The following is a 20,906-nucleotide window of genomic DNA, read 5'->3' on the forward strand; positions in this document are numbered from 1 at the left end:
GAGATTGGTGGCAGGCAAAAAATGTACAAAGTAGTCAAGAAAGAAACTATCAAGGCAGACCGCTTCACGGTCATTCAAGAGAAGGTGGCCAAGGACGGGCAAATCGCCCCATATTCCTACGTTACGATCGGCTTCGGGATTTCCATCATCCCCTTCGTTGATGATGACCACGTCTTGCTCTTGAAGGAATACCGGCATCCCGTTGGCAGCTGGCAATATGAATTCCCCAGCGGCGGCATTGATGAGGGAGAAGAGCCCAGTCAAGCAGCCAGAAGAGAGCTGCTGGAAGAAACGGGCTATGAGGCCAGCCAGCTGACAGAACTCGGTTTCACCTACCCTTCTTTTGGTTCAACCAATGAGAAGATCACCCTTTTTGCCTGCCGGGCTAAAAAAATGGCTCAGCCAAAAAGAGAGATTCTGGAAGAAATCAAGATGGAAATAGTTTCTGTCGACCAGCTGGAAGATTTGATCGTCAAAGGTGAATTCGCCCACGGGGCTGGCCAGGCAGCCTGGCTCAAGTGGCGGCTGCTTAATGAAAGAAGATAAGAAAAAGCAGGGAAGGCTATAAACTAGCTTTCCCTGCTTTTTAGCTGTATACTGCTGTTTTTTTCAGCCAGGCATCCAGCTCCTTCAGTTTTTCTTCAACGGTCCTACTATCTTTCCCACAAACGGAAATTGCTGCAAGGGCCTCAATGCTACTGGCCGCGCCATTATAGGTCCGGCCGAGCTTTGCATACTGATAGTAGTCATAGACTTCCGGGTTAGTTACTAGCACAGAAGCTGCATCCGGCATTTCCCGTAAAATTCCGTGACCTGGTTCAACCATCACAAAACCACGGATTCCGGCTGGCTTGTGTTCCTTATCAAGATCCACCTTAGTCGGCAGGCCTAGATCCAATTTCAGCAATTCTTGAATAGGACTAAAGCCCAGCCCTTGCTCAAGCTCTTGCAAGATCCTCCCTCCACCCAATCTTGAACCAATCTCGCACAATTTTACCTCGCGGCCGTCGCAAAAGACTTCAAGATGAAAGAGATAGTTTTCCGGCGTATCCATTCCTTTGAGTAGGTCTGTCACGTAAGAGCGGATCAACTTCTGTTCTGCCGCGGTCTGGCTTATCTGCACGCTTCCAACTGATTTTCCATTTTTCACTTCTAATGTATTGGCAAAATACTTAGAACTGATCAAGTAGACAAAGTGGCCTTGCTTTACAAAGCCATCTACGTGGTATAAAGGCCACGGGATAAATTCTTCTGCCAAATAGCCACGAAGAATTTTATCAGCGGCTAGCCTTTCTAGTCCAGCATGATCATGAACTACAAAAGTATTCATCGACCCCATGCCGGCAATTGGCTTTAACACAAAGGGGAAGCCTAGATTCTTTTCTGCCTCAATCAGATCAAACACGTTATCGACAGGCCAGTAATGGGGAACAGCTACGTTCGCTTGCTCAGCTGCTTTGACCATAGTTAATTTATTGCGGAATTCTTCTGCGCTCTCCAGGCTTTGCCCTAAGGTGACTTGGTATTTTTCCCGCAATTTAGCCGCAAAGATGATCTCTTCTTCAGAATAAGCATAAATGTAGTCGACCCGCTGGTCAAAAGTTTGACTGATCACGTAGTCAATATAATCTTCATTCCAGATCTTCAAGAAAACAAATTTGATATTTTCTGGCAAAGTTTCTGGATAATTGTCACGGTGCCGTTCCATGGCAAAAATCAGATAGCGATTATCTTTATCCCCGCTAATAGCATCGAAATAGTTAATGTAGTTGTTGCTGATCGGGGCTAAAATTACAATCTTTTTCATCGGCAAACCTCATTAAAAGCCTTGTTGATTTGGGTGCTGACCATATCTGAAGCTGTCGCATCCTTGCTAGTATACTGGGCAATGAAGAAAGCATCCCCGATAGACTCAGCTTCTTGAGACTGCTTGCCAACAGGATGATTTTGCTCGTAAGTGAAAAGGTCTGGGATTTGTCCCTCTAAACTTTCCATCATCGTCTTTCCATTGGTCAGCTGAACATAAGAGCTTGAGCAGACCCGCGGTAAAAGTGGCTGCTCCCAATCAATCTCTTCTGCACGTCCTTCTTGCATTTTCCAATATTCTTCCAGGAGATCGACGCCAAATGACTGCTTAACCAATTTTGGAATCTTCGCTCCGCCAAAACGCTTGCCAACCTCGGTAAAGACAAAGCTCTGGTCTTTATCAGAATAAAACCATTCAAAGTGAAATGGAGTAATGTCCCTTTCAACATTCAATGCTTGAAGTGCCTTCTGGCTTAAGGCGAATAGTTGCTGTAGCAGCTGCTGATCCTGGTAGTAAAGTGAGCTGGTATGGAGGGTAAAATAACCAGTCTTTTTAAACTCACTCAGTTTATTGTTGTACTCATGGCTAAAGAAACGGGAATGCCCCTGAAAATCGGTGTAGCCGTCAACGGTAAACATCCGGTCATAGTGAACGAAACTTTCTACCAATAAATCTTTATCGCTCAGATAACCACTTTGATTCTTTAAAGAAGATAGCGGCAGAGGCGCTTTAAAATAACTGATTCCTTTGGTTGAGTCCGCGCGTCTTGGCTTGACCATCCCTTCATTGATGCTTTCAACAGCAGAATTTTCCGTTAATTCATAAAAATCAGGCTCAGCTACTTCCTGCTTTAAAACCGACCGCATATAGTATTTATCCTTAAACAAAATATCGCTCACGCCCGTTTTTCCAGGAACAAAGATTGCCTTTAGCACTCCCACCCAGTCCATGATTTCTTCTTGAAGGGTAAAAATATCCTCAATTTTTTCTCCTTCAGCCTGCTTTTGTTGAAAAATTGGATAGATGGTCTGAAAATCAATCCTTTTGACAGGAATAATCTGATTGATTTCCAATTCTAAATAGGCTTCTTTTTTAGTTTCTGGAACAACGAAGGAAATTCCCTGACTAGGACGAATGCCCACCACTTTGGGATTGTAGGCCCAAATAAAGTATTTCATTGCTGGCTCACCTCCTTTTTTAAGGCTTCCGCATATTGACCAGACCGATGTTCTATATTGTCTAAAATTTCTTTTTTAGACAATATTCCCCGTTTTAGCAATTCCAAATACGGCGATCCTATAATACGGCCAGTGATATTCTCTAGCAGTGCAATTAAAGTTGAGGCATTTTTTAAGCCGTCCATTGAACCAGTATCCATCCAAACCAAAGAATGCTTATGTCCGGCATTGATAAATTGCTTGTCCTTAACCATTAAGTTTATTGCTGAAACTATTTCGTATTCGTTTCTCTCGGATTTTGAGATCTTGTCAATATAGCTGAATACATCATTTTTGAAAATATAAAAGCCAGGAACTGCATTCTTTCTTGTAGGATCACTGCCTTTTTCAATAATATAATCTCCGTCAAAGTACGAAAAAGCGCGTGCATCTTTTACAGGAACTGTTATTGTCAACGATACACCACGTTCTTCAAATTCTTCTCGCAAATCGTTAAATATACTATTTGTCAAATCGACAAACAAGCAATCTCCCATGAAAAGTGCAAATGAGTCTGTGCCTACAAATTTTTCGGCTTTCTTGATGCTAGTTGCTGTACCTTGAACATCATCCTCTTGTTCGTCCACAAAAGTTAAATATTTCAATAAAAGACTATCTGAAAACAACTTTTTGAACTGTCTATTCATTTCTGGCGTACCGACAATACATATGTCAGTAATACCCATTGCAATCAAATTAGTCAAGTTGTAAAACACTGTCGGCTTATCGTAAATTTGGTGAAATATTTTGGGATATGCTTCCGTAGCTGGCCACATTCTCTTACCAAATCCTGCAGCAATAATTACGCCCTTCATTGCTGGCTCACCTCCTTAAAAATCGTATTCGCTATGCCAGTTATGTAAATAGTCACCATAATACTCATCTGGCAATCCTAAGGAGCTCTGTGCTACTTCTCTAGTTAAGTTCTTTTTCTCAACAGTTTTAACTGCTGTCCGGTAATTTTTCTGTGTTGCCCGCAGATTATCAGTAAAAATAGTAAAAATATCAGCAGAATAATTTTCAGCTTTACCGATCTGCTCAACTACTGACACTAGCTCATCAACGTCATTGTTGACATAATAGACGTAGTAAAAATAGAGGTGGCGTATCTTCCGCTTTACTTCACTATTAATCCCTTTGGCAGCTGGAAGAATCCCTAGAGACATGACTTTTAGCACGGTGCGAACATCATTAATAATCACATGTTGGTCTCTAGGTTCATCCGTATACTTAGCGACTACAGCTTTCTCTGCTTGATATTTAGCCTCATCAAAGATAAAACGTTTATCTTCAGTCAACAAATCTATCAAGTTTTCTACCCAAATAGAATCAAGTTGTGAAGAAAAGTCACTTGAGTCATAATCGACCAATACAAAATCAACAACATTGATTGACCCAGTCTTAAACTTCATTCGTACTTTAATGTAATAGTGCTTTCCTGGTATATCCAACTTGCAGAGATATCTATCAGTTGTTTCAACTTCATTGAGTTTAAAATCAAATTTTCGTTGTGCAAAGTAATCGTGCAAGATGTCTGGGTAGGTAATTTCTACTTCAGAAGCAGCAATTTGTGGGTATAGCTTTTCACGGCTGACTTCAATTAGCTGCATAATCAATTCGATTTGATTGGCTCGTTGATATTTTTGTACAGCATACGTCGTCTGATAATTCAGATTTAAAGGGTTCGTCAAATCTAGCGCGTTTAGTTTTCTGATTGTTGGCTGATATTTTACAAAGATACTGGACGTACTTTTTAAACTGTCGAAATTTTCCTCTGTATCTTGGAAAGGTGAAAAAGTGAAGTATCCATCATCGGGCCGCAAAAGCGGACTTTCCGGTAATTCTTCAATCTGCCATTTTTCCCGCAACATCCGAACAAATTTTTTATAGGTACTCATATTAAGACCTCACTGCTCCAAAGAACTGAACGTTTTCACCTCCAGAATTATTTGCTGCAATTAGTGACTTTATTCTGTCATGGTCAGAGGAATATTGGGCAATAAATCCTGCCATAAAGGCATCCCCCGCACCTGTTGAGTCTACACAGTTTACCTTATTTGCATCTACATGATATACATCATTCTGAGAAATCATAGTTGCTCCGCCTTCTCCCTCAGTGATGATCACATTTTTTATGCCACATTCGTTAACTAACTCTTTACCACAATCGATCAAATTAGGTAATTGACACAATCTCTGTGCCTCCAAATTATTCATAAACAGAAAGTCTAATCCCGAATACTTACCCTCTTTGATAAATTGATACAAGTGATTCGTATCTCCCGTTGTTCCTGCATATATGGTATGACCATTACTGTGAGCTCTAGCAATCAGCGGCTTCAAATCCGTTTCAAGTTGAGGCAATAGCCCTAGTCCACATACCGCGATATCGTTATCCAAAGCTTCTAATTCCGCTGCGGATAATTCGAATTCATCATTCATCCCTTGATAACTTGTAACCGATCTTTCCCCGCTCTGATCTACCAATACCAAGGAAATCCCAGTTGACTCATGACAGTTTTGGTTCCAAGTCACATTGTTCTTAACAAAATCCTTTATGATCACACTGCCCGGATAATCATCCCCGATATAACCATAGAATTTTGTCTCAACTTCCTTTTGGGCCAAATTAATCGCTAAATTACAACCATTGCCACCAGCCGAGATTCTGGCCATATTTGAGAATACAACATTATCTGCTTCAAACCCAGATTCTGGTGTTTGAAATACTACATCCATAAACGCTGTTCCTAATACATCAATCTTCATAATTCATCTCCATCTAACTTTATTCTGCCCGCCGCTGATTCAGCGAGTAAATTACACTGGCAAGGCCTGCTACAAACATCAGCAATCCCCCCAGCCACAAATAATCCACGCTGTCCTTTACGTCCATGACAAATTGGAAGAAAAAAGAACCGAGCGGCACGAAAATGATTGCCGCCGTAAAGACAATACTGAATACCCGGCCAATGTAAGTCATATCCGCGTTGGTCTGAATGTAAGTCATAAACTGAATGTTAAAAACCGAAACGCAGAAATTAAACAAGGTAATGCAAATTATCGGCCCAAAAAGCCAATGACTAACTTGATACAACGGACTCATCACCGCCAGCGGCAGTCCAGCCACAGCAATAATCCAGAACAGATACTTGCTGGACAATTCCTTCCGAATCAAATTTGAAGCCACTGCTCCCAGCAAGCCACCAACTGATTCAGCCGTTAAAAAGAAAGCATAAGCATTCTTGCTAAAAGCAAAACTAGCAAAAGGAAGAATCAATTCGTAACCTGCCAAAATAAAGTTGATTACGCTGGCAAAAGCAATTACGATCAAAATATTTTTTTCGGCCAGCAGATACTTAAATGCATCCTTGATCTTGCTAAAACTGCTTTGCTTAGCTACCGGCGGCTCTGTTTCAAACAAAATATCCAGCTGTCTGATCAACAAACCAGAAATAATAAAAGTAAGTCCATCCAGCAGCAAAGCCATCTTGCTGCCAACAAATTTAGCGATCACCATGGCAAGCACGGGACCAGCAACCTTGATAGTTTGCTTGCAGCTTTCAAGCAAAGAATTGACCCGGCCAATCTGTTCCTTGCGGACAATTTCACCGAAAACCGCTTTATAAGCCGGATCTCTGATTGAAGACAGGACTGATAGTGCGATGTTTACACCAATAATTGCATATAACAACAGAAAAGAAGGAACAAATACTGCTAGCGCGATACACAAGAGACCGGCAATAATATCGCAAATCCAGATAATGCTCTTCCGCTGCTTCGTATCAGACAAGATTCCGCCTATAAAGTTGACGAAAACACTGACGATCGTTTCACTGCTCTGATACACTGCCATCCAAAAACTGCCGTTCCCCAGCTTCGATAGCCAGACAGAATTAACATAATCGAACAAGATGTCCCCAAGCTTGGAAATACCATTGCTTGTTACAAGCTTGACGGTATTAGCTAGCTCTCTTTCATTTAATTTCATTTTTCACCTCACTAGCACACCCCTTGCTTTTTAGATTGAAAATATATTAAAAATAGTAGCATTTCTCATTGTATTGTCAATTATTTTTTCGTTTTTTTCATTTTCTAAACTTCTGTCATTCAAGGTGATCGCCTACTTATCGCCAATTTTTTTCAGAGTTTTTCATCACAATATAAAATCCGTATAAATTAGAAATCTGTTTTCTTACTCTTTCTTTTTGAAAGAAAAAAGGCCATGCTCAAACACAAAAAGTGTTTGGGTATGACCAAATAGCTCAATTTTTAACTGTTTTCTCACAAAAGCAACAAATCTTTCCCGGTCTTGGTAAAGGGGTGGAAGCCATCTTCATCAAGACACCCGCAGTCCTCAATTCTGACGCCGCCAACACCCGGCAAATAGATCCCCGGCTCAATGGAAAAGCACATCCCTGCTTCCAGCTTCTGCTTGCTTCCCGGCTCCAGATTCACCGGCTCATGGACCTGCATCCCGATCCCGTGGCCCAAGCGGTGGGGAAAATACTGCCCGTAGCCCGCTTCTTCGATAACCCCGCGGGCCACCTGGTCCAGCTCACCTGCCGTCATCCCTGGTCTGGCCGCCTTAGCCGCCGTTTCCTGGGCTAACCGGACCGTCTCATAGATTTCCCGCTTTGCCGGGCTGATTTCGCCCAGGGCTACCGTCCGGCTGACATCTGAAGCATAGCCATCCTTCATGATCCCCAAGTCAAAAATCACCATGTCCCCAGCCTGAACCCCCTTTTGGCTGGGCAGACCGCTAACACTGGCCGCGCTTTCTCCGGCCTGGACGATCAATGGAAAGCTCAAGTCCCCCATCCCCTTTTTCTTCAGCTGGTAGTCCAGTTCAAGAGCCAGCTCGCTTTCACTCATCCCCTGCCCCGCTTTTAAAAGAGCAAAAGCCAAGTCCAATGCCTGGTCAGCCAGCCTGCCAGCCGCCTGCAGCTTTTCAATTTCCGCCGGCGACTTGATCATCCGCTGTCTGGCCAGCCAGGAAGAGATGTCTGCTTCTAAATTGGCTTCCGGGAAAACTGCCTTAATCGCCCGGTAGTGGCTGAGGGTCACCGCCCGCGCTTCCAGGGCCCAATATCCTTTTGGCCAGGCGGTTATTCTCTCTTTTGCCTTCTCCCATGGATTCTCCCCATCTTGGTAAAAGCAGGCCCGGTCCGCCCAAGAAGTCTGCTTGACTTCTCCTTCATTGATCGCCGGAACCAGCAAGAGGGCCTGGCCTGTTCTGGATACCAGCAAGGCGAAGACCCGCTCCTCCGTCCAGCTGCTGTAGCCCGTCAGGTAGGCAATGTCCACTGGATCGGCCACATAGGCCAGGTCAATGCCTTTTTCATCCAAGTAGGACGTTAAGGCTGCTAAATGCTCTTCCCAGGTTAATTTTCTTTCTTCTTTCATGCTTTTTCACTCCTAAGAAAGTGTTTTTGCTTTATTTTCATATTTCTTTCCTTTTTCTAGGCTTTTTTTAATGAATTAGCTAGGCAAAGCTGCTCGATCATAATATAATTTCTATCAAATCCAAAAAATCATTCTATTGATCTATTTTTGGATTTTGGGGAAACAAAAATTTTGCATCATAAGCACTGGCTTATTAGAAAGGATAACACACATGAACAATAACCCACCAAATCAGATCAGACGAAACCGGCTGTCCCTCAGCCTCTACCTCAACTACGTCGCCCATGGCTTTGGCCTCTTGATCCTGTCCCAGAACATGACCGCCCTGGGGCAAGCCTGGCAGGCTCCTTTAAAAATCGTTTCTTTCGTTATCTCCGGCATCGGCATTGGCCGGCTCTTAGCCTACCTGATCACTGGTTATCTTGCTGATAAGTTCAGCCGCAAATTCTTTGTTTACCTGGGTATGGCCTGCTATCTGGCCTTCGCCCTGGCTACCCCCTTTGCAAAAAACGTCTACTTTGCCTACTTCTTGGCCATCCTGGCCGGGATTGCCAACTCCGCCCTGGACGCCGGGACCTACACGACTTTTGCCGAGATGGGCAACCAAAAGAGCAATATCTTGCTTAAGGCCGCCATTTCTTTAGGTGAATTCATCCTCCCAATCGAAGTTGCCAGCTTAAACGGCCGCTGGTTTGGGATCAGCTTCCTGACCATGGCCGCCATCCTGGTCGTCAATGCCATCTTGCTGGCCCCCCTCAAGTTCCCGGCCCCGCGGCAAAATAATGCCGCAAAATCTGCCGGTAAGCAGCAAGTGTCTAAGAAGAAGCTCTTCGCTACCGTCTGCTTCGTTCTTTACGGCTACGCCTCCATGGCCCTCATGATCTGGTTTACCCAGTGGATCACCCTGTTTGGCCAAAAGCAGGGCTTCTCCGCGGCCAGCAGCCACTTCTTCCTGTCCTTGTACAGCACCGGTTCCATCGCTGGGGTCTTCCTTCTCTTTGCCATCTTGGGTAAAATCTCCGGGCAAAGGCTCCTCATCTTCATGAACTTGGCCGCCAGCTGCGCGATTGCCGTCATGCTGGTCAGCCAGACTGCCTGGCTGACTGCTCTGGCCTCCTTTATTTTCGGCCTGACCGCGGCCAGCGGGATCATGCAGACCGGCCTCAACGCCTTCATGGACCTCTACCCGGAAAGAAAGGGCCTGGCGACCGGCGTCTTCTACTTCTTTGGCGCGATTGCTTCCTTTACTGTCCCGATCATCACCGGGGTCTTGTCTGATGCCAGCATCCAGCTGGCCTTTGGCAGCGACCTCTTTATCGGCTTGTTAGCGACCGGCCTGGCCTTGGCCATCAACTGGGCCCTTAAGCCGGAAACGGCTGACCAGCCCGCAGAAGTTAAAGCTTAATTTTCAGAAAGTATTGCCGCGGAGATCTTTTCCGCGGCTTTTTTGCAGTACTTTTTGCCCTTTCCTTATAGCCTCTTTCTATCAATTGTGCAAAAAAACAAATCAATTAAAATGATATAATTAATTATATAGAAAAAGAAAGCGCTTTTACTGAAAGGAAAAGCCTATGAACAAGCAAAAACTGCGGCTGTCTATCAGCCTCTACCTCAACTACGTCGCCCATGGCTTCGGCCTCTTGGTCCTCTCCCAGAACATGACCGCCCTGGGCAAAAGCTGGTCGGTACCCTTGAAGCTGGTTTCCTTCGTCATCTCCGGCGTGGGGATCGGCCGCCTATTGGCCTACCTGATTACCGGCTACCTGGCCGACAAGATCAGCCGGAAGTTCTTCGTCTACCTGGGCATGGCCTGTTATCTGGCTTTCGCCCTCGGCATCCCCTTCTCCAAAAACGTCTACCTGGCTTACGGCCTGGCCATCTTAGCCGGGATTGCCAATTCCGCCCTGGACGCCGGGACCTACACAACTTTCGCCGAAATGGGGCAAAAGGGCAGCCGGGGCAACATCTTGATCAAGGCCGCCGCCTCCTTGGGCGAATTCATCCTGCCCCTTTTGGTGTCCAGCCTCCACCACCACCAGCTCTGGTACGGCTACAGTTTCCTGGCTATGGCTGGAATCTTAATCATTAACGCTATCCTCCTGGCTCCCCTGAAGTTCCCGCAAGCTGGCCAAAAGACGGCAGAAGCAGGACAAAACACGGCCAAGAGCCAGAAGAGCTGGCTGACCACGGTCTGCTTTGCCCTCTACGGCTACGCCTCCATGGCCCTCATGATCTGGTTCACCCAGTGGATCACCCTTTTCGGGCAAAAGCAGGGCTTCTCCACTGCCAGCAGCCACCTCTTTCTTTCCTTATATAGCGTTGGCTCCATTATCGGGGTCTTCATCCTCTTTGGCCTGCTCAGCCGGGAAGTCTCCCCTTACGCCATTCTTATGGTCATGAACGTCTTAGCTACTTTGATGGTCCTTTTGCTTTTAGTCAGCCATTCCGCCTTCTTGTCTGAGCTTGCCTCCTTCATGTTTGGCCTGACGGCGGCCAGCGGGATCATGCAGACGGGCCTAAACGCCTTCATGGAATTCTTCCCAGACAAAAAGGGCCTGGCAACCGGGATCTTCTACTTCTTTGGAGCTGCTGCTTCCTTCACGGTCCCAATCATCACCGGCGTCTTGTCGGACATTGACATCCGCCTGGCCTTTGGCGGGGACCTGGCTGTCGGCATTTTGGCCTGCCTCCTGGTTACCGTCATTTCTGTCAGCCGCGGTAAAAGGAAAAATCAGCAGCTAAACAATAGTTGATATGACCCCCGAAATTAGGACACTAATTTCGGGGGTTATTTTCATGACTAAATACACTAAAGAAATCAAACTCGCTATCTACCACGAATGGGTAGACGATCATAGAAGAGGCACCTACCTCAGCCGAAAGTATGGGATGGAGCGTGGAGGAATCCAATATTTGGTAGACTTGATCCAAAAGCATGGCGAAGACATTTTGGATCGCCCTCAACAGAAATATACTGCTGATTTCAAGCTTGCTGCCATTGATAGAGTTCTGCTAGGTGGTGAAGCTCTTAGGCAGGTTTCCTTAGACTTAGGGCTTACGAATCAAGGAATTCTTGCAAATTGGCTTCGCTCTTTCAAAGAAAACGGGTATACTGTCATTACCAAGAAGAAAGGTAGACCACCCAAGAATGCCCAAAAGCAAGGACAAACAACGGATCAAAGAGCTGGAAGAGCAGGTAAAGAGGCTTACAGTCGAGCTTGCATACATAAAAAAATTGGAGGCCTTAATTCAAGAACGGAAGAGCCAAGAAAAGAAGAATTAGCTCGTGCAATCACTGAATTAAGGCAAGAATTGCGGCTTAGCGTTAAGTACATTATCGACGTTATCAATGCCAATCCTGGATTGCCTCATATCTCAAGAAGTAACTACTACTATCAGACCCATAAGCCAGATAAGGATTCTGGTAACCGGAAGCTGATGGATAGAATCAAAGAGATCTATCATGAACACAGCCAGCGCTATGGGTACCGGCGAATCTATGGACAACTTCGCCGTGAAGGCTATGAGATCAATCATAAGAAGGTGCAGAGGCTCATGCAAAAGATGGGCTTATTCGCTATCTCAATCCGCAAGAAACGCAAATATAGCAGCTATTACGGCGTTCAAGGCAAGATCAAGCCAGACTTAATCAAGCGCAATTTCTACGCAATTATTCCCGACAGACATTGGTTTACCGACGTGACAGAATTCCATCTTAAAGATCAAAAGCTCTACCTCTCTCCAATTATCGATGGTTGTACCCAAGAAATCATCTCCTACAACATTTCTAGGCACCCAGACCTTAAGCAAGTGATGACCATGCTAGATGATGCATTTGAGAAACATCCGGCTCTTAATGGGCTTATTTTCCACTCAGACCGTGGCTGGCAATATCAGCACTATGCATATCAAGCCGCTCTGGCTAACAGAGGGATCGATCAGAGTATGTCCAGACTAGGTAATTCTCTAGATGACGGCTTAATGGAAGGCTTCTTCGGCATTCTTAAGCGGGAGATGTTCTACGGTCAAGAACATAAATACAAGGACCTAAATGAGCTTGAACAAGCTATTCACAAATATATCGATTACTACAACAACGTACGAATCAAAACAGGACGAAAAAACATGACCCCGATTGAATATCGGAATCATGTTTTAACAACTTTAACGGCGTAATACTAATTTGTCCCAATTTTTGGGGTCACATCAAGTAAGTAAGTTAATATACTTTTTTAAGAACTTCCCTTGCTTGAAAGTTTTTTCATCGTCCCTTGCAAGAAACAATCAGTGTTATAATTTTCACGAAAGTACTATTAATTTAAGCTGATAATCACCCACTTGATTATCGTTCAATCAATTAAGGAAGAACTATGGCAGAAGCCCTTTACCAATTTACCGACCAAGAACGCGTCCAATATGAGACTACCCCCCTGCCGCTTTTAGTGCTGCAGGTCATCGACGGGGAGTACCATGTCTTGCTGGCTTCTGACGAATACTGCAAGATGGTGGGCTCTGACCGGGAGTCCATGCTGGAATACCTCAACCACCACAGCTTTGGCCGGGTCCACCCGGCTGACGTTGTCCGCCTGGCAACTTTTTCAGCTTCAGCAATCAAGTATCCGGAGTGCCACCTAACCTACCGCCTGTCCATCAAGGGAGAATACCACACCCTTTTTGCCCACTCAAAACGGATCAAGACTGAGGACGGCACGATCCTTTTGCTGGTCTCCTATTTTGACCTGGGCAACGACCAAAGCCAGCAGAGCAAGGAACAAAGTGAGTCCCCCAACATAGACCTGCTGACAGGCATGCCCAATGTCAGCTACTTTAGCAAGTTTGGGGATGACTTTTTAAGAAAGCTCTTAAAGCAGGCCGGGCAAGTTGACGTGATCTACTTCGATATCTCCTCCCTGCACTCTTACAACGACCACTTTGGCTTCTTGCAGGGGAACCAGCTCATCAAGAAGTGCGGGGAAATCATCCGGGCCAGCTTCCAGGAAGGGCTGACCCTGCGCTATGTCGACGACTCCTTCTTGACCATCACTGCTCCCAGCCAGCTTAAGAAGCTGCTGCCGGAGATCCAGAAGAAAGTCGCGGATTTTTCCGCTGACAAGGTCACGACCGTCAGAGCCGGCGTCTACCAGGTCAAAGAAATGGAATCAGCCACCAGCGCCGTCGACAAGGCCTACCTGGCCCTACGCTACATGGGCGATGACCGGCACAAGGCCTACCAGGTCTACAATACTTCTGTCAAGAAGCGCTTTGAGATGCAGGACTACTTGATGGGCCACTTTGAGGAAGCCCTCAGCCAGAACTGGCTCAAGGTCTACTACCAGCCGATTTTCAACCTCTATTCTAAGAAAATCTGCAGCTTCGAAGCCGTCTCCCGCTGGCAGGAACCAGGCAAGCCGGCCTTAAAGGCCAGCCACTTTATCCCAGTTCTGGAAAGAAGCGGCCTGGTCTACCAGCTGGACCTCCATGTCCTGGACCATGTCTGCCGCTTGCTGAACCAAAGCCGGGCAGACAACCTGCCAACCGTTCCGGTCTCCATCAACCTCTCGCCTAGCGACTTCAATATTGATGGCTTCACCGACCAGGTTGTCGGGATCACCCAGAAATACCAGATCCCCCATAAGATGATCCATTTTGACTTGATTGCCCAGCCGATGGCCAGTGACCAGCAGCGCTTGAAAGACGCGGCGGCCAGCCTGCAAAAGCAGGGCTTTCAGATCTGCCTGGACCGCTATGGCAACGACAACAGCGACTTATCGACTGAAACTTTACTGGAATACAATTTCGACTATCTCAAAGTCGACGTCCGCAGCTTTAATACCAACCGGCAAAGGGCCAAGATTATCCTGGCTTCCGTCATCAACATGTCTCGCCTGCTCAAGATCGTCCCGGTCGTCAAGGGGGTTGAGGACCGGGCCATGCTCAACTTCATCCGGTCCTTAGGAATCATGCTGACTCAAGGGCGGCTTTTAGCTAAAGAAATGCCAGAAGAAAAACTAAGCCAGGAAAGAGATAACTTTGAAATCGCTGAAGAAAGGGCCCTTTTCTCCGGCTTCAGCCACATCAACGTCCTGGATCCCTACTTGGAAACCCAGGACCGGCTGGACAATAACTTTGAAAATCCCCGGCCTAGTTCCATCTTCATCATCCAAAGCCGGCAGGGCAAACTTGTCTACTGCAACAGCGCCTTCCGCTCCTGGACCAGCCGCTTGGGCTATAATGACACGGAGGCTTTTGTTAAGACCTGCAACGGGGCTGCGACTGGCAACTACAGCCGTCTTTGGACCGCCATTGGCCAGTGCAAGCAGGTTAACGAGATCGCCCAGTTTGACTGGATTACCGATCAAGAACAGTTTAAAGTCCGCCTGCAGCTGATCTCCAAGACCGACAACTTGACCGCCTTCCTCTCTGATGGCTACAAGGTCAAGAACCGGACACCGCAAAAGGACTACCAGCAATTAATCAAGGACGGCGGGGGGCTGGGTCCGGGGAAGCTTCGCCTGGCCCTCTTAGAAAACAGCAATGTCGGTCTTTTCTGGAAGAACGCCAAGCTTGAATACCTGGGAGCCAACCAGCGTTTCTTGGATTACTTTGGCTTACAACTGAAGGACATCCTAGGTGAGGTCAGTTGCCCCGATCCAACTGATGGACTGCAGACAATCCAGGGGCAAGAAGAGCAGCTATTAAAAGACGGGGTTGCCCTGGACGACTACATGACCGATACGGACAAGGACAAACACCGGACCTTCCACTACTTCCTCTCCCCCATCTATGACGGCAATTCCATCTGTGGCCTCCTGGGCTTTATCATGGATGTTACCAGCCAGATGGACGAGTTGACCCAGCTGCGGGTTGAAGCGGCCCGGGATCCTTTGACTACCTTGAAGAACCGGCGCAGCTTTGACCGGGACTTCGGCTACTTGACTCAAAGGGACATCTCAGTCATGATGATTGATATTGACTACTTCAAGACTTTTAACGACAAGTTCGGCCACTTATACGGGGACGCGGTCTTAAAGAAGATCAGCGAGGCCCTCCTGCACGTTTACGGGATCGGTCACTGCTACCGCTACGGGGGCGACGAATTTTTGGTCATTGAGGACTTTGAATCCAAAGACCGGCTCCGTAAAAACGACCAAAAGGTGCGGAAACACTTAGAGCAAGTCAAGATTCTAGACTTGAAGTTTGACATCCATATTTCTGCCGGCTATGTCTATGGCCAGGCCCAGACTCCAGATGAGGTCTACGAGATGATCCGGGAAGCCGACCACATGCTCTACAAGAGCAAGGAGAATGGCCGCAACCAGATCAGCGGCGGGCCGTCGCGCTATAATTAGCACTTTTCTTTAACTGAATGAACATAAAAAATCCACCCTCGCGGGTGGATTTTTGCTTGCAATGACTTCTGTATTTCTTGCTGTTTTCTGTTTACCGCAAGCGGTGTTGGAACTGCTTTTCAATGCCAGCGTGGTAGACCAGGTTGTAGCCTAAGCCCGCCCCAACGGCTGCCTGCAGGCATTCAAAAGGAAACTTGACCAGGGAGATGGCCGGGGTCGCGTAAATGAAGGCCCGGCCTAAAGTGTAGCCAGTTACCATCACGGCAGCGCCGATAAAGATGCCCAAGATGACCTTCTTTTGCTCACCAGCAAACTTGTGGGCAAAGTAAGAGATGATTAGGGCTTCAAAGCCGTGGGAGAAGAGGCTGACGAACATGGGCGCCGGGTAGAAAAGGAAGTCGCCCAAGAAGGCCCCTACCCCGCCGACCACGAAGGCCTCTGATGGGGACAGCAGCAAGGCTGCCGCCACGATGACCACATCATTGAAGTAGAGGTGGCCGCCCGGGACAGGGATGCTGAATGAAGACAAGGCAACGTTCATTGCCATCAAGACGGCGACGACGGCGGTTCTTTTGACTGACCATGATTTTTGCATGTAATTTTCCTCCAGCTTGTAACTATGCCTTCTATTTTAGCACTTTTTCAGTATTTTTTAAGGCATTTTTTCTTACAAAAAAGAAGAAAGAAAAAGCTAAGGCAATAGCCTCAGCTTAACTAATTTAAGACGTGGATTCTTGATTTTTAATGACGGTATTTTTTATAAGATTGGCTTTCTTCTCATGGCCACGGTCTTGATATTCAAGAGGTCCTTGGCGGTGATGTTGTGGGAAACTGAGTTAGCCCCGTATGAACCGGTCCCCAGGGTCAAGGATGGCATCATGTTGTTGTAGACCCCGCCGATCCCGCCAAGGGCAGCCGGGCTGTTGACCAGGATGCGGCAGGCAGACATGGCGAAGGCAAACTTGCGGATGACCTTGCTGTTTTGGGTGTGGATGCCGGCAGTGTGGCCCCGGCCACCGTAGTTCAAGAGGTCGGTGCAGATCTTGAAGGCCTGGGCACTGTTTTCCGCCTTGTAGAGGGTGAAGACCGGGGACAGCTTTTCAGCTGACAATGGGTACTTCGGGCCAACCCCGCTGTATTCTGCCACAATAACTTGGGTGTCGGCAGGTACGGTCACTCCGCACATTTCAGCGATCTTGACCGCGCTCTTGCCGGCCATCGGGCCAGCGACTGTCCCCCGGCGGGGGTCGATGAAGTGTTCTTCAAAGAGCTTGATTTCGTCAGCCTTTAAGAAGTAGCAGTGGCGCTTTAAGAAGGCTTCCTTGACTTGGTCATAGACCTCCTTGTCAACGACGACGGAGTTTTCTGAGGCACAGATCATCCCGTTGTCAAAAGTCTTGGACAAGACGATGTCGTTAACTGACTGTTCAATGTCCGCTGTCTTTTCGATGTAGGACGGGCCGTTGCCTGGGCCCACGCCCAGGGCCGGCTTGCCAGTTGAGTAGGCGGCCTTGACCATGCCTGGGCCACCAGTAGCCAGAACCATCTGGACCTTTGGGTTGTTCATCAAAGCAGTCGTGGCCGTGAGGCTTGGGTGTTCAATCCATTGGATCCAGTTTTCCGGTGCCCCAGCGGCAACCGTGGCTTTCTTAATCAGCTTGGCTGTTTCCACGCAGCACTTTTGGGCTTGCGGGTGGAAGCCGAAGATGATGGTGTTCTTGCTCTTCATGGCGATCATAGCCTTGAAGATAACCGTGGAAGTCGGGTTGGTGACTGGCGTTACCCCGGCGATGACCCCGATCGGTTCAGCAATCTTCATCAAGCCTTCCTGCTTGTTTTCTTCGATCACCCCGACCGTCTTCATGTCCTTCATGCTTTCCCAGATGGTCTGGGCAGCGTAGGTGTTCTTGGTCACCTTATCTTCGACCTTGCCCCGGCCAGTTTCGTCAACTGCCATTTGGGCCAGGTAGCGGGCATTGTCTTCACCGACTTTTTCAATGACTTGGCAAAGCTTGTCCACGTCTTCCTGGCTGAAGTCGTCCATTTGGGCTAAGGCTTCATGTGATTTATTAGCCAAAATATCGATATTGTGGTAGATTTCGTCTTCAGTTTGAACTGACTTTTCCACTTCAGTGGTGCTTTGCTTAGGCATTCTCTCGTCTCCTGCTTCTTGTTTATTTCTTGTGATCCATTTCTCAATTACTACTATAACAGCATTTGGCAAAAAGAAAAGAGGATAAAATCCCCCTTTTTTAATGACACAAGAAGCCAGATCTTCCTTATATTTTGCCCTATTAGCAATGTAAGCGGTAACCTCTTTTCGATATTGTGAAATAATTATTTTGTTTACCTTTTGAACTATTGCAAAAGATAGCGATTTCTATCACAAAAGTTAAAAGGCAATTTTTAGGCCATTTATCCTGCAAGAGCAGGATTTTGCCTTAAGTATTTTACTTTTTTCACTAAAAAAGACTGGGTAAAAGCCATTTTATCTTTTAGCAGTTCAGTAACTTTTTCACTTAGTCTCTGTTTTTTAGCTAATTTTTGCCAAATAAAAAGGACTCAACCGAGTCCTAAAATTTATCTGCTACTTAAAAGGGTTGTAAAAGCGGCCCTGGTTCAGCTGCCAGAAGTAGAGCATCAAGAGAACCAGCAAAACTGCCACCCCCAAGCTCAGCCAGTCGCTGCCTTTAAGCTTTTGGGAAGTGTACCAGGTCCGCTTCTTCTTAGAGCCAAACCGGCGCAGTTCCATGGCCGTGGAGATCACCGTGATCCGGTCTAAACTGGACAGAATCAAAGGCATGACAATATTGACCGTCCCCTTGGCCCGGTCAGCCAGCTTGGCCTTCTTGGAAATCTCATTGCCCCGGGCCTGCTGGGCATGGGAAATCGCCCAGTAGCTTTCCTGGATGTCTGGAATATAGCGCAGGGCCAGGGAAAAGGCATAAGAGAAGCGGTAGCTGATCCCGATCTGGTTCAGACTGGAAGCAAACTGGCTGGGGTTGGTCGTCAATAAGAACAAGATCGCGATTGGCACGGCACAGATATACTTAAGCAGCAAGTTGAAGAGGTAAAAAGTCTCCTCAGCCGTCAAAGCCAAAAAGCCGCTGCCCAGCAGGATGTGCTTGCTCCCATAGAGATCAGCCCCGTAGCTGGGCTGGAAGACGTAAACCAAGATCAAGTTCAAGACCGCGAAAATCATGATCAGGTTGACCACGACTGACACCTGCCGCCACTTGACCTGGGAAATCTTGAACAAGACTAAAGACAAAAGGCACATGATCAGCAAAAAGCGGGTATCATAAGTCACCATGCAGGCCACCGAAGTAATGAGCAAGAACAAAAGCTTGGTGGTCGCGCTCAAGCGGTGGACAAAGGTCTTCCCCGGCGTATAGCCTAAAACTGCATCATTCATTAGCGTTTTCCCCCAATCTTTCCCGTTCATAAGCCGCGAACTTGCGGGCAAAGCCTTCTGGATCCGGCAGGCCGTAATGCTGGGCCAGGTCAAAGAGGCTGACCTGCCGCAAAGAAGCCTGCTCGACCAGCTTTTCATCAGTCAAGAGCGCAACCGGCGTGGTGTCGGCAATCAAACGGCCCTTGGCAAAAACAAGTGACCGGTCAGTGTATTCCATCATCAAGTGCATGTCGTGGGTGATGATCATGATCGTCTTGCCGGCTGCATTTAATTCCTGCAAGAAGGACATGATTTCCGTGTAGGTCTTCCAGTCCTGGCCCGCCGTTGGTTCATCCAGAATCAACAAGTCCGGTTCCAGGACCAAAATCGCCGCGATCGTGACCCGCTTCTTTTGCCCAAAGCTGAGGGCGGAAACCGGCCAGTTTCTGAATGGGTAGAGGCCGCAGATCTTAAGAACCTTGGCCACTCTTTCCTTAACCTCGGCTTCTGGCACCTTCCGCAAGCGCAAGCCCAGGGCCACTTCGTCAAAAATCATGGTCTGACTGATCATCTGGTTGGGATCCTGCATCACGTAGCCGATCTTGTCCGCCCGCTCCTTGATGGATAAGCCGGCCATGTCTTCGCCTTGCCAGGCAATCTCACCCGTGTTTTGCAAAAAGCCGCAGATCAAGCGGCAGAGGGTGGTCTTCCCCGCCCCGTTTTGCCCCACGATGGAGATGAAGTCTCCTTCCTTGATGACGGCATTAACGTCTTTTAAAGGGTACTTTTGGTCGGCACTGTAGGCAAAGCCAACATTCTTCAAGGTCAAGAGCTCTTTGCCAGCTGCCTTTTCTGCTGGCAACTGGTAGCTGTTTTGCCAGGCCAAAAGCTTGCCCTTGGCATCCCCCTCAACCGGCAAAGCTTCCAGCGGGGTCAGCTTGTCAAGCTTATTCAAATCAATTCCAGCCGTCTTCATGGCATCCAGGTAAAGCGGATTTCTGACCCCAACAGCCTCCAGGCGGTCAGCCTTGAGCAGGTCATCCGGCTTTTGGTCAGCTAAAATCCGGCCTTCATCAACCAGGATGATCCGGTCTACTTCCTCAGCCAGGACTTCTTCCAAGCGGTGCTCGATGATGATGACCGTGGCCCCGAACTTCTTCTGCATCTGGTCGATGAGGCGCATGGTCTTGTAGCCAGAGGCCGGGTCCAGGTTGGCCAGGGGTTCATCAAAGAGCAGGATTGGGGACTCGTCAACCAAGACCCCGGCCAGGGCCACCCGCTGCTTCTGTCCGCCCGACAGGCTCTGGGGAGATTGCTTAAGCAAATCGCCCAAATCCAGCTCCTTAGCCCAGCGGTCCACCACCTGCTTCATTTTGTCCTGGGGCACGCAGTCATTTTCCAGGGAAAAAGCGATGTCTTCCCCGACCGTCAGGCCGATAAACTGGGCGTCCGTATCCTGGAGAATGGTTGAAGTGGTAAAAGATAAGTCAAACAGGCCAGTCTGACTGATGTCCTTGCCATCAATCAAGCACTGGCCTGTGATCGTCCCTTTATCCAGGTTGGGAATCAATCCGTTCAAGCACTTGCCCAGGGTTGACTTGCCAGACCCTGATGGCCCAGCCAGCAATACTTTTTCCCCCTGCTCAATCGTCAAATTGATATTGTGGAGGGTTGGCTCCTGCTGGCTGTCGTACTGAAAAGAAAAATCTCTAAACTGAATCAGACTTGTCATA

15 protein-coding genes and 1 pseudogene are annotated in these 20,906 nt (G+C 47.5%); 5 read left to right on the plus strand and 11 right to left on the minus strand.

The window, feature by feature from the left end; genetic code table 11:
* The first annotated feature begins 21 nt into the window (after window positions 1–21).
* Complete coding sequence (locus tag ACLUXO_RS04250) at window positions 22–546, plus strand: NUDIX domain-containing protein (protein WP_412136448.1); 525 nt, start codon at window positions 22–24, stop codon at window positions 544–546.
* Window positions 547–586: 40 nt separating this feature from the next.
* On the opposite strand, the gene ACLUXO_RS04255 is transcribed toward ACLUXO_RS04250, so the two are convergent.
* The 7 genes from ACLUXO_RS04255 to ACLUXO_RS04285 all read right to left on the minus strand — a co-directional run bounded on the left by ACLUXO_RS04255 (window position 587) and on the right by ACLUXO_RS04285 (window position 8,430).
* Window positions 587–1,807, minus strand: a complete 1,221-nt coding sequence (locus tag ACLUXO_RS04255) for an ATP-grasp domain-containing protein (protein WP_412136449.1) — start codon at window positions 1,805–1,807, stop codon at window positions 587–589.
* On the minus strand, window positions 1,804–2,985 hold the full coding sequence (locus ACLUXO_RS04260) for an ATP-grasp domain-containing protein (protein ID WP_412136450.1): 1,182 nt from the start codon (window positions 2,983–2,985) through the stop codon (window positions 1,804–1,806). The genes ACLUXO_RS04255 and ACLUXO_RS04260 overlap by 4 nt, the downstream gene beginning before the upstream one ends.
* Complete coding sequence (locus ACLUXO_RS04265; RefSeq protein WP_412136451.1) at window positions 2,982–3,839, minus strand: sugar phosphate nucleotidyltransferase; 858 nt, start codon at window positions 3,837–3,839, stop codon at window positions 2,982–2,984. Before ACLUXO_RS04265 ends, ACLUXO_RS04260 begins: the two co-directional genes overlap by 4 nt.
* A 15-nt stretch (window positions 3,840–3,854) precedes the next feature.
* Window positions 3,855–4,922: a hypothetical protein gene (locus ACLUXO_RS04270; protein ID WP_412136452.1), complete on the minus strand. Its 1,068-nt coding sequence runs from the start codon at window positions 4,920–4,922 to the stop codon at window positions 3,855–3,857.
* Between the two features lies 1 nt (window position 4,923).
* Window positions 4,924–5,793, minus strand: coding sequence for a carbohydrate kinase family protein (locus tag ACLUXO_RS04275; RefSeq protein WP_412136453.1), 870 nt, complete (start codon window positions 5,791–5,793; stop codon window positions 4,924–4,926).
* 19 nt (window positions 5,794–5,812) lie between these two features.
* Entirely contained in the window at window positions 5,813–7,015 is a 1,203-nt protein-coding gene (locus ACLUXO_RS04280) for an MFS transporter (RefSeq protein WP_412136454.1), read from the minus strand.
* 293 nt (window positions 7,016–7,308) lie between these two features.
* Window positions 7,309–8,430 (minus strand): aminopeptidase P family protein, encoded by a 1,122-nt coding sequence (locus ACLUXO_RS04285; protein ID WP_412136455.1) that lies wholly within the window; start codon window positions 8,428–8,430, stop codon window positions 7,309–7,311.
* A 211-nt stretch (window positions 8,431–8,641) separates the two neighbouring features.
* Here ACLUXO_RS04285 and ACLUXO_RS04290 point away from each other — a divergent pair, with 211 nt between their 5' ends.
* The 4 genes from ACLUXO_RS04290 to ACLUXO_RS04305 all read left to right on the plus strand — a co-directional run bounded on the left by ACLUXO_RS04290 (window position 8,642) and on the right by ACLUXO_RS04305 (window position 15,779).
* Window positions 8,642–9,835, plus strand: coding sequence for an MFS transporter (locus tag ACLUXO_RS04290; protein WP_412136456.1), 1,194 nt, complete (start codon window positions 8,642–8,644; stop codon window positions 9,833–9,835).
* 166 nt (window positions 9,836–10,001) lie between these two features.
* Window positions 10,002–11,183 (plus strand): MFS transporter, encoded by a 1,182-nt coding sequence (locus tag ACLUXO_RS04295; protein ID WP_412136457.1) that lies wholly within the window; start codon window positions 10,002–10,004, stop codon window positions 11,181–11,183.
* 43 nt (window positions 11,184–11,226) lie between these two features.
* Entirely contained in the window at window positions 11,227–12,606 is a 1,380-nt protein-coding gene (locus ACLUXO_RS04300; RefSeq protein WP_412136458.1) for an IS3 family transposase, read from the plus strand.
* 194 nt (window positions 12,607–12,800) lie between these two features.
* Window positions 12,801–15,779, plus strand: coding sequence for an EAL domain-containing protein (locus ACLUXO_RS04305; RefSeq protein WP_412136459.1), 2,979 nt, complete (start codon window positions 12,801–12,803; stop codon window positions 15,777–15,779).
* 91 nt (window positions 15,780–15,870) lie between these two features.
* On the opposite strand, the gene ACLUXO_RS04310 is transcribed toward ACLUXO_RS04305, so the two are convergent.
* The 4 genes and pseudogenes from ACLUXO_RS04310 to ACLUXO_RS04325 all read right to left on the minus strand — a co-directional run bounded on the left by ACLUXO_RS04310 (window position 15,871) and on the right by ACLUXO_RS04325 (window position 20,905).
* Window positions 15,871–16,374, minus strand: coding sequence for an ECF transporter S component (locus ACLUXO_RS04310; protein WP_191669224.1), 504 nt, complete (start codon window positions 16,372–16,374; stop codon window positions 15,871–15,873).
* A 177-nt stretch (window positions 16,375–16,551) separates the two neighbouring features.
* Window positions 16,552–17,931 (minus strand): annotated as a pseudogene (locus ACLUXO_RS04315) (aldehyde dehydrogenase family protein); the annotation flags it as partial.
* A gap of 435 nt (window positions 17,932–18,366) precedes the next feature.
* Complete coding sequence (locus ACLUXO_RS04320; protein ID WP_412136460.1) at window positions 18,367–19,194, minus strand: energy-coupling factor transporter transmembrane component T family protein; 828 nt, start codon at window positions 19,192–19,194, stop codon at window positions 18,367–18,369.
* On the minus strand, window positions 19,187–20,905 hold the full coding sequence (locus ACLUXO_RS04325) for an ABC transporter ATP-binding protein (RefSeq protein WP_412136461.1): 1,719 nt from the start codon (window positions 20,903–20,905) through the stop codon (window positions 19,187–19,189). The genes ACLUXO_RS04320 and ACLUXO_RS04325 overlap by 8 nt, the downstream gene beginning before the upstream one ends.
* Between the last annotated feature and the right edge of the window lies 1 nt (window position 20,906).

Source organism: Lactobacillus delbrueckii subsp. bulgaricus (assembly GCF_046938665.1).
In the GTDB taxonomy this organism is placed as follows: domain Bacteria; phylum Bacillota; class Bacilli; order Lactobacillales; family Lactobacillaceae; genus Lactobacillus; species Lactobacillus delbrueckii_C.

Excerpts from the sequence above, each read along its gene's own strand:
- ACLUXO_RS04275 (WP_412136453.1), bottom strand. The coding sequence starts at position 5,793 with ATGAAGATTGATGTATTAGGAACAGCGTTTATGGATGTAGTATTTCAA.
- ACLUXO_RS04265 (WP_412136451.1), bottom strand. The coding sequence starts at position 3,839 with ATGAAGGGCGTAATTATTGCTGCAGGATTTGGTAAGAGAATGTGGCCA.
- ACLUXO_RS04270 (WP_412136452.1), bottom strand. The coding sequence starts at position 4,922 with ATGAGTACCTATAAAAAATTTGTTCGGATGTTGCGGGAAAAATGGCAG.
- ACLUXO_RS04305 (WP_412136459.1), top strand. The coding sequence starts at position 12,801 with ATGGCAGAAGCCCTTTACCAATTTACCGACCAAGAACGCGTCCAATAT.
- ACLUXO_RS04250 (WP_412136448.1), top strand. The coding sequence starts at position 22 with ATGTACAAAGTAGTCAAGAAAGAAACTATCAAGGCAGACCGCTTCACG.
- ACLUXO_RS04280 (WP_412136454.1), bottom strand. The coding sequence starts at position 7,015 with ATGAAATTAAATGAAAGAGAGCTAGCTAATACCGTCAAGCTTGTAACA.
- ACLUXO_RS04290 (WP_412136456.1), top strand. The coding sequence starts at position 8,642 with ATGAACAATAACCCACCAAATCAGATCAGACGAAACCGGCTGTCCCTC.
- ACLUXO_RS04260 (WP_412136450.1), bottom strand. The coding sequence starts at position 2,985 with ATGAAATACTTTATTTGGGCCTACAATCCCAAAGTGGTGGGCATTCGT.
- ACLUXO_RS04310 (WP_191669224.1), bottom strand. The coding sequence starts at position 16,374 with ATGCAAAAATCATGGTCAGTCAAAAGAACCGCCGTCGTCGCCGTCTTG.
- ACLUXO_RS04285 (WP_412136455.1), bottom strand. The coding sequence starts at position 8,430 with ATGAAAGAAGAAAGAAAATTAACCTGGGAAGAGCATTTAGCAGCCTTA.
- ACLUXO_RS04255 (WP_412136449.1), bottom strand. The coding sequence starts at position 1,807 with ATGAAAAAGATTGTAATTTTAGCCCCGATCAGCAACAACTACATTAAC.
- ACLUXO_RS04320 (WP_412136460.1), bottom strand. The coding sequence starts at position 19,194 with ATGAATGATGCAGTTTTAGGCTATACGCCGGGGAAGACCTTTGTCCAC.
- ACLUXO_RS04325 (WP_412136461.1), bottom strand. The coding sequence starts at position 20,905 with ATGACAAGTCTGATTCAGTTTAGAGATTTTTCTTTTCAGTACGACAGC.
- ACLUXO_RS04295 (WP_412136457.1), top strand. The coding sequence starts at position 10,002 with ATGAACAAGCAAAAACTGCGGCTGTCTATCAGCCTCTACCTCAACTAC.
- ACLUXO_RS04300 (WP_412136458.1), top strand. The coding sequence starts at position 11,227 with ATGACTAAATACACTAAAGAAATCAAACTCGCTATCTACCACGAATGG.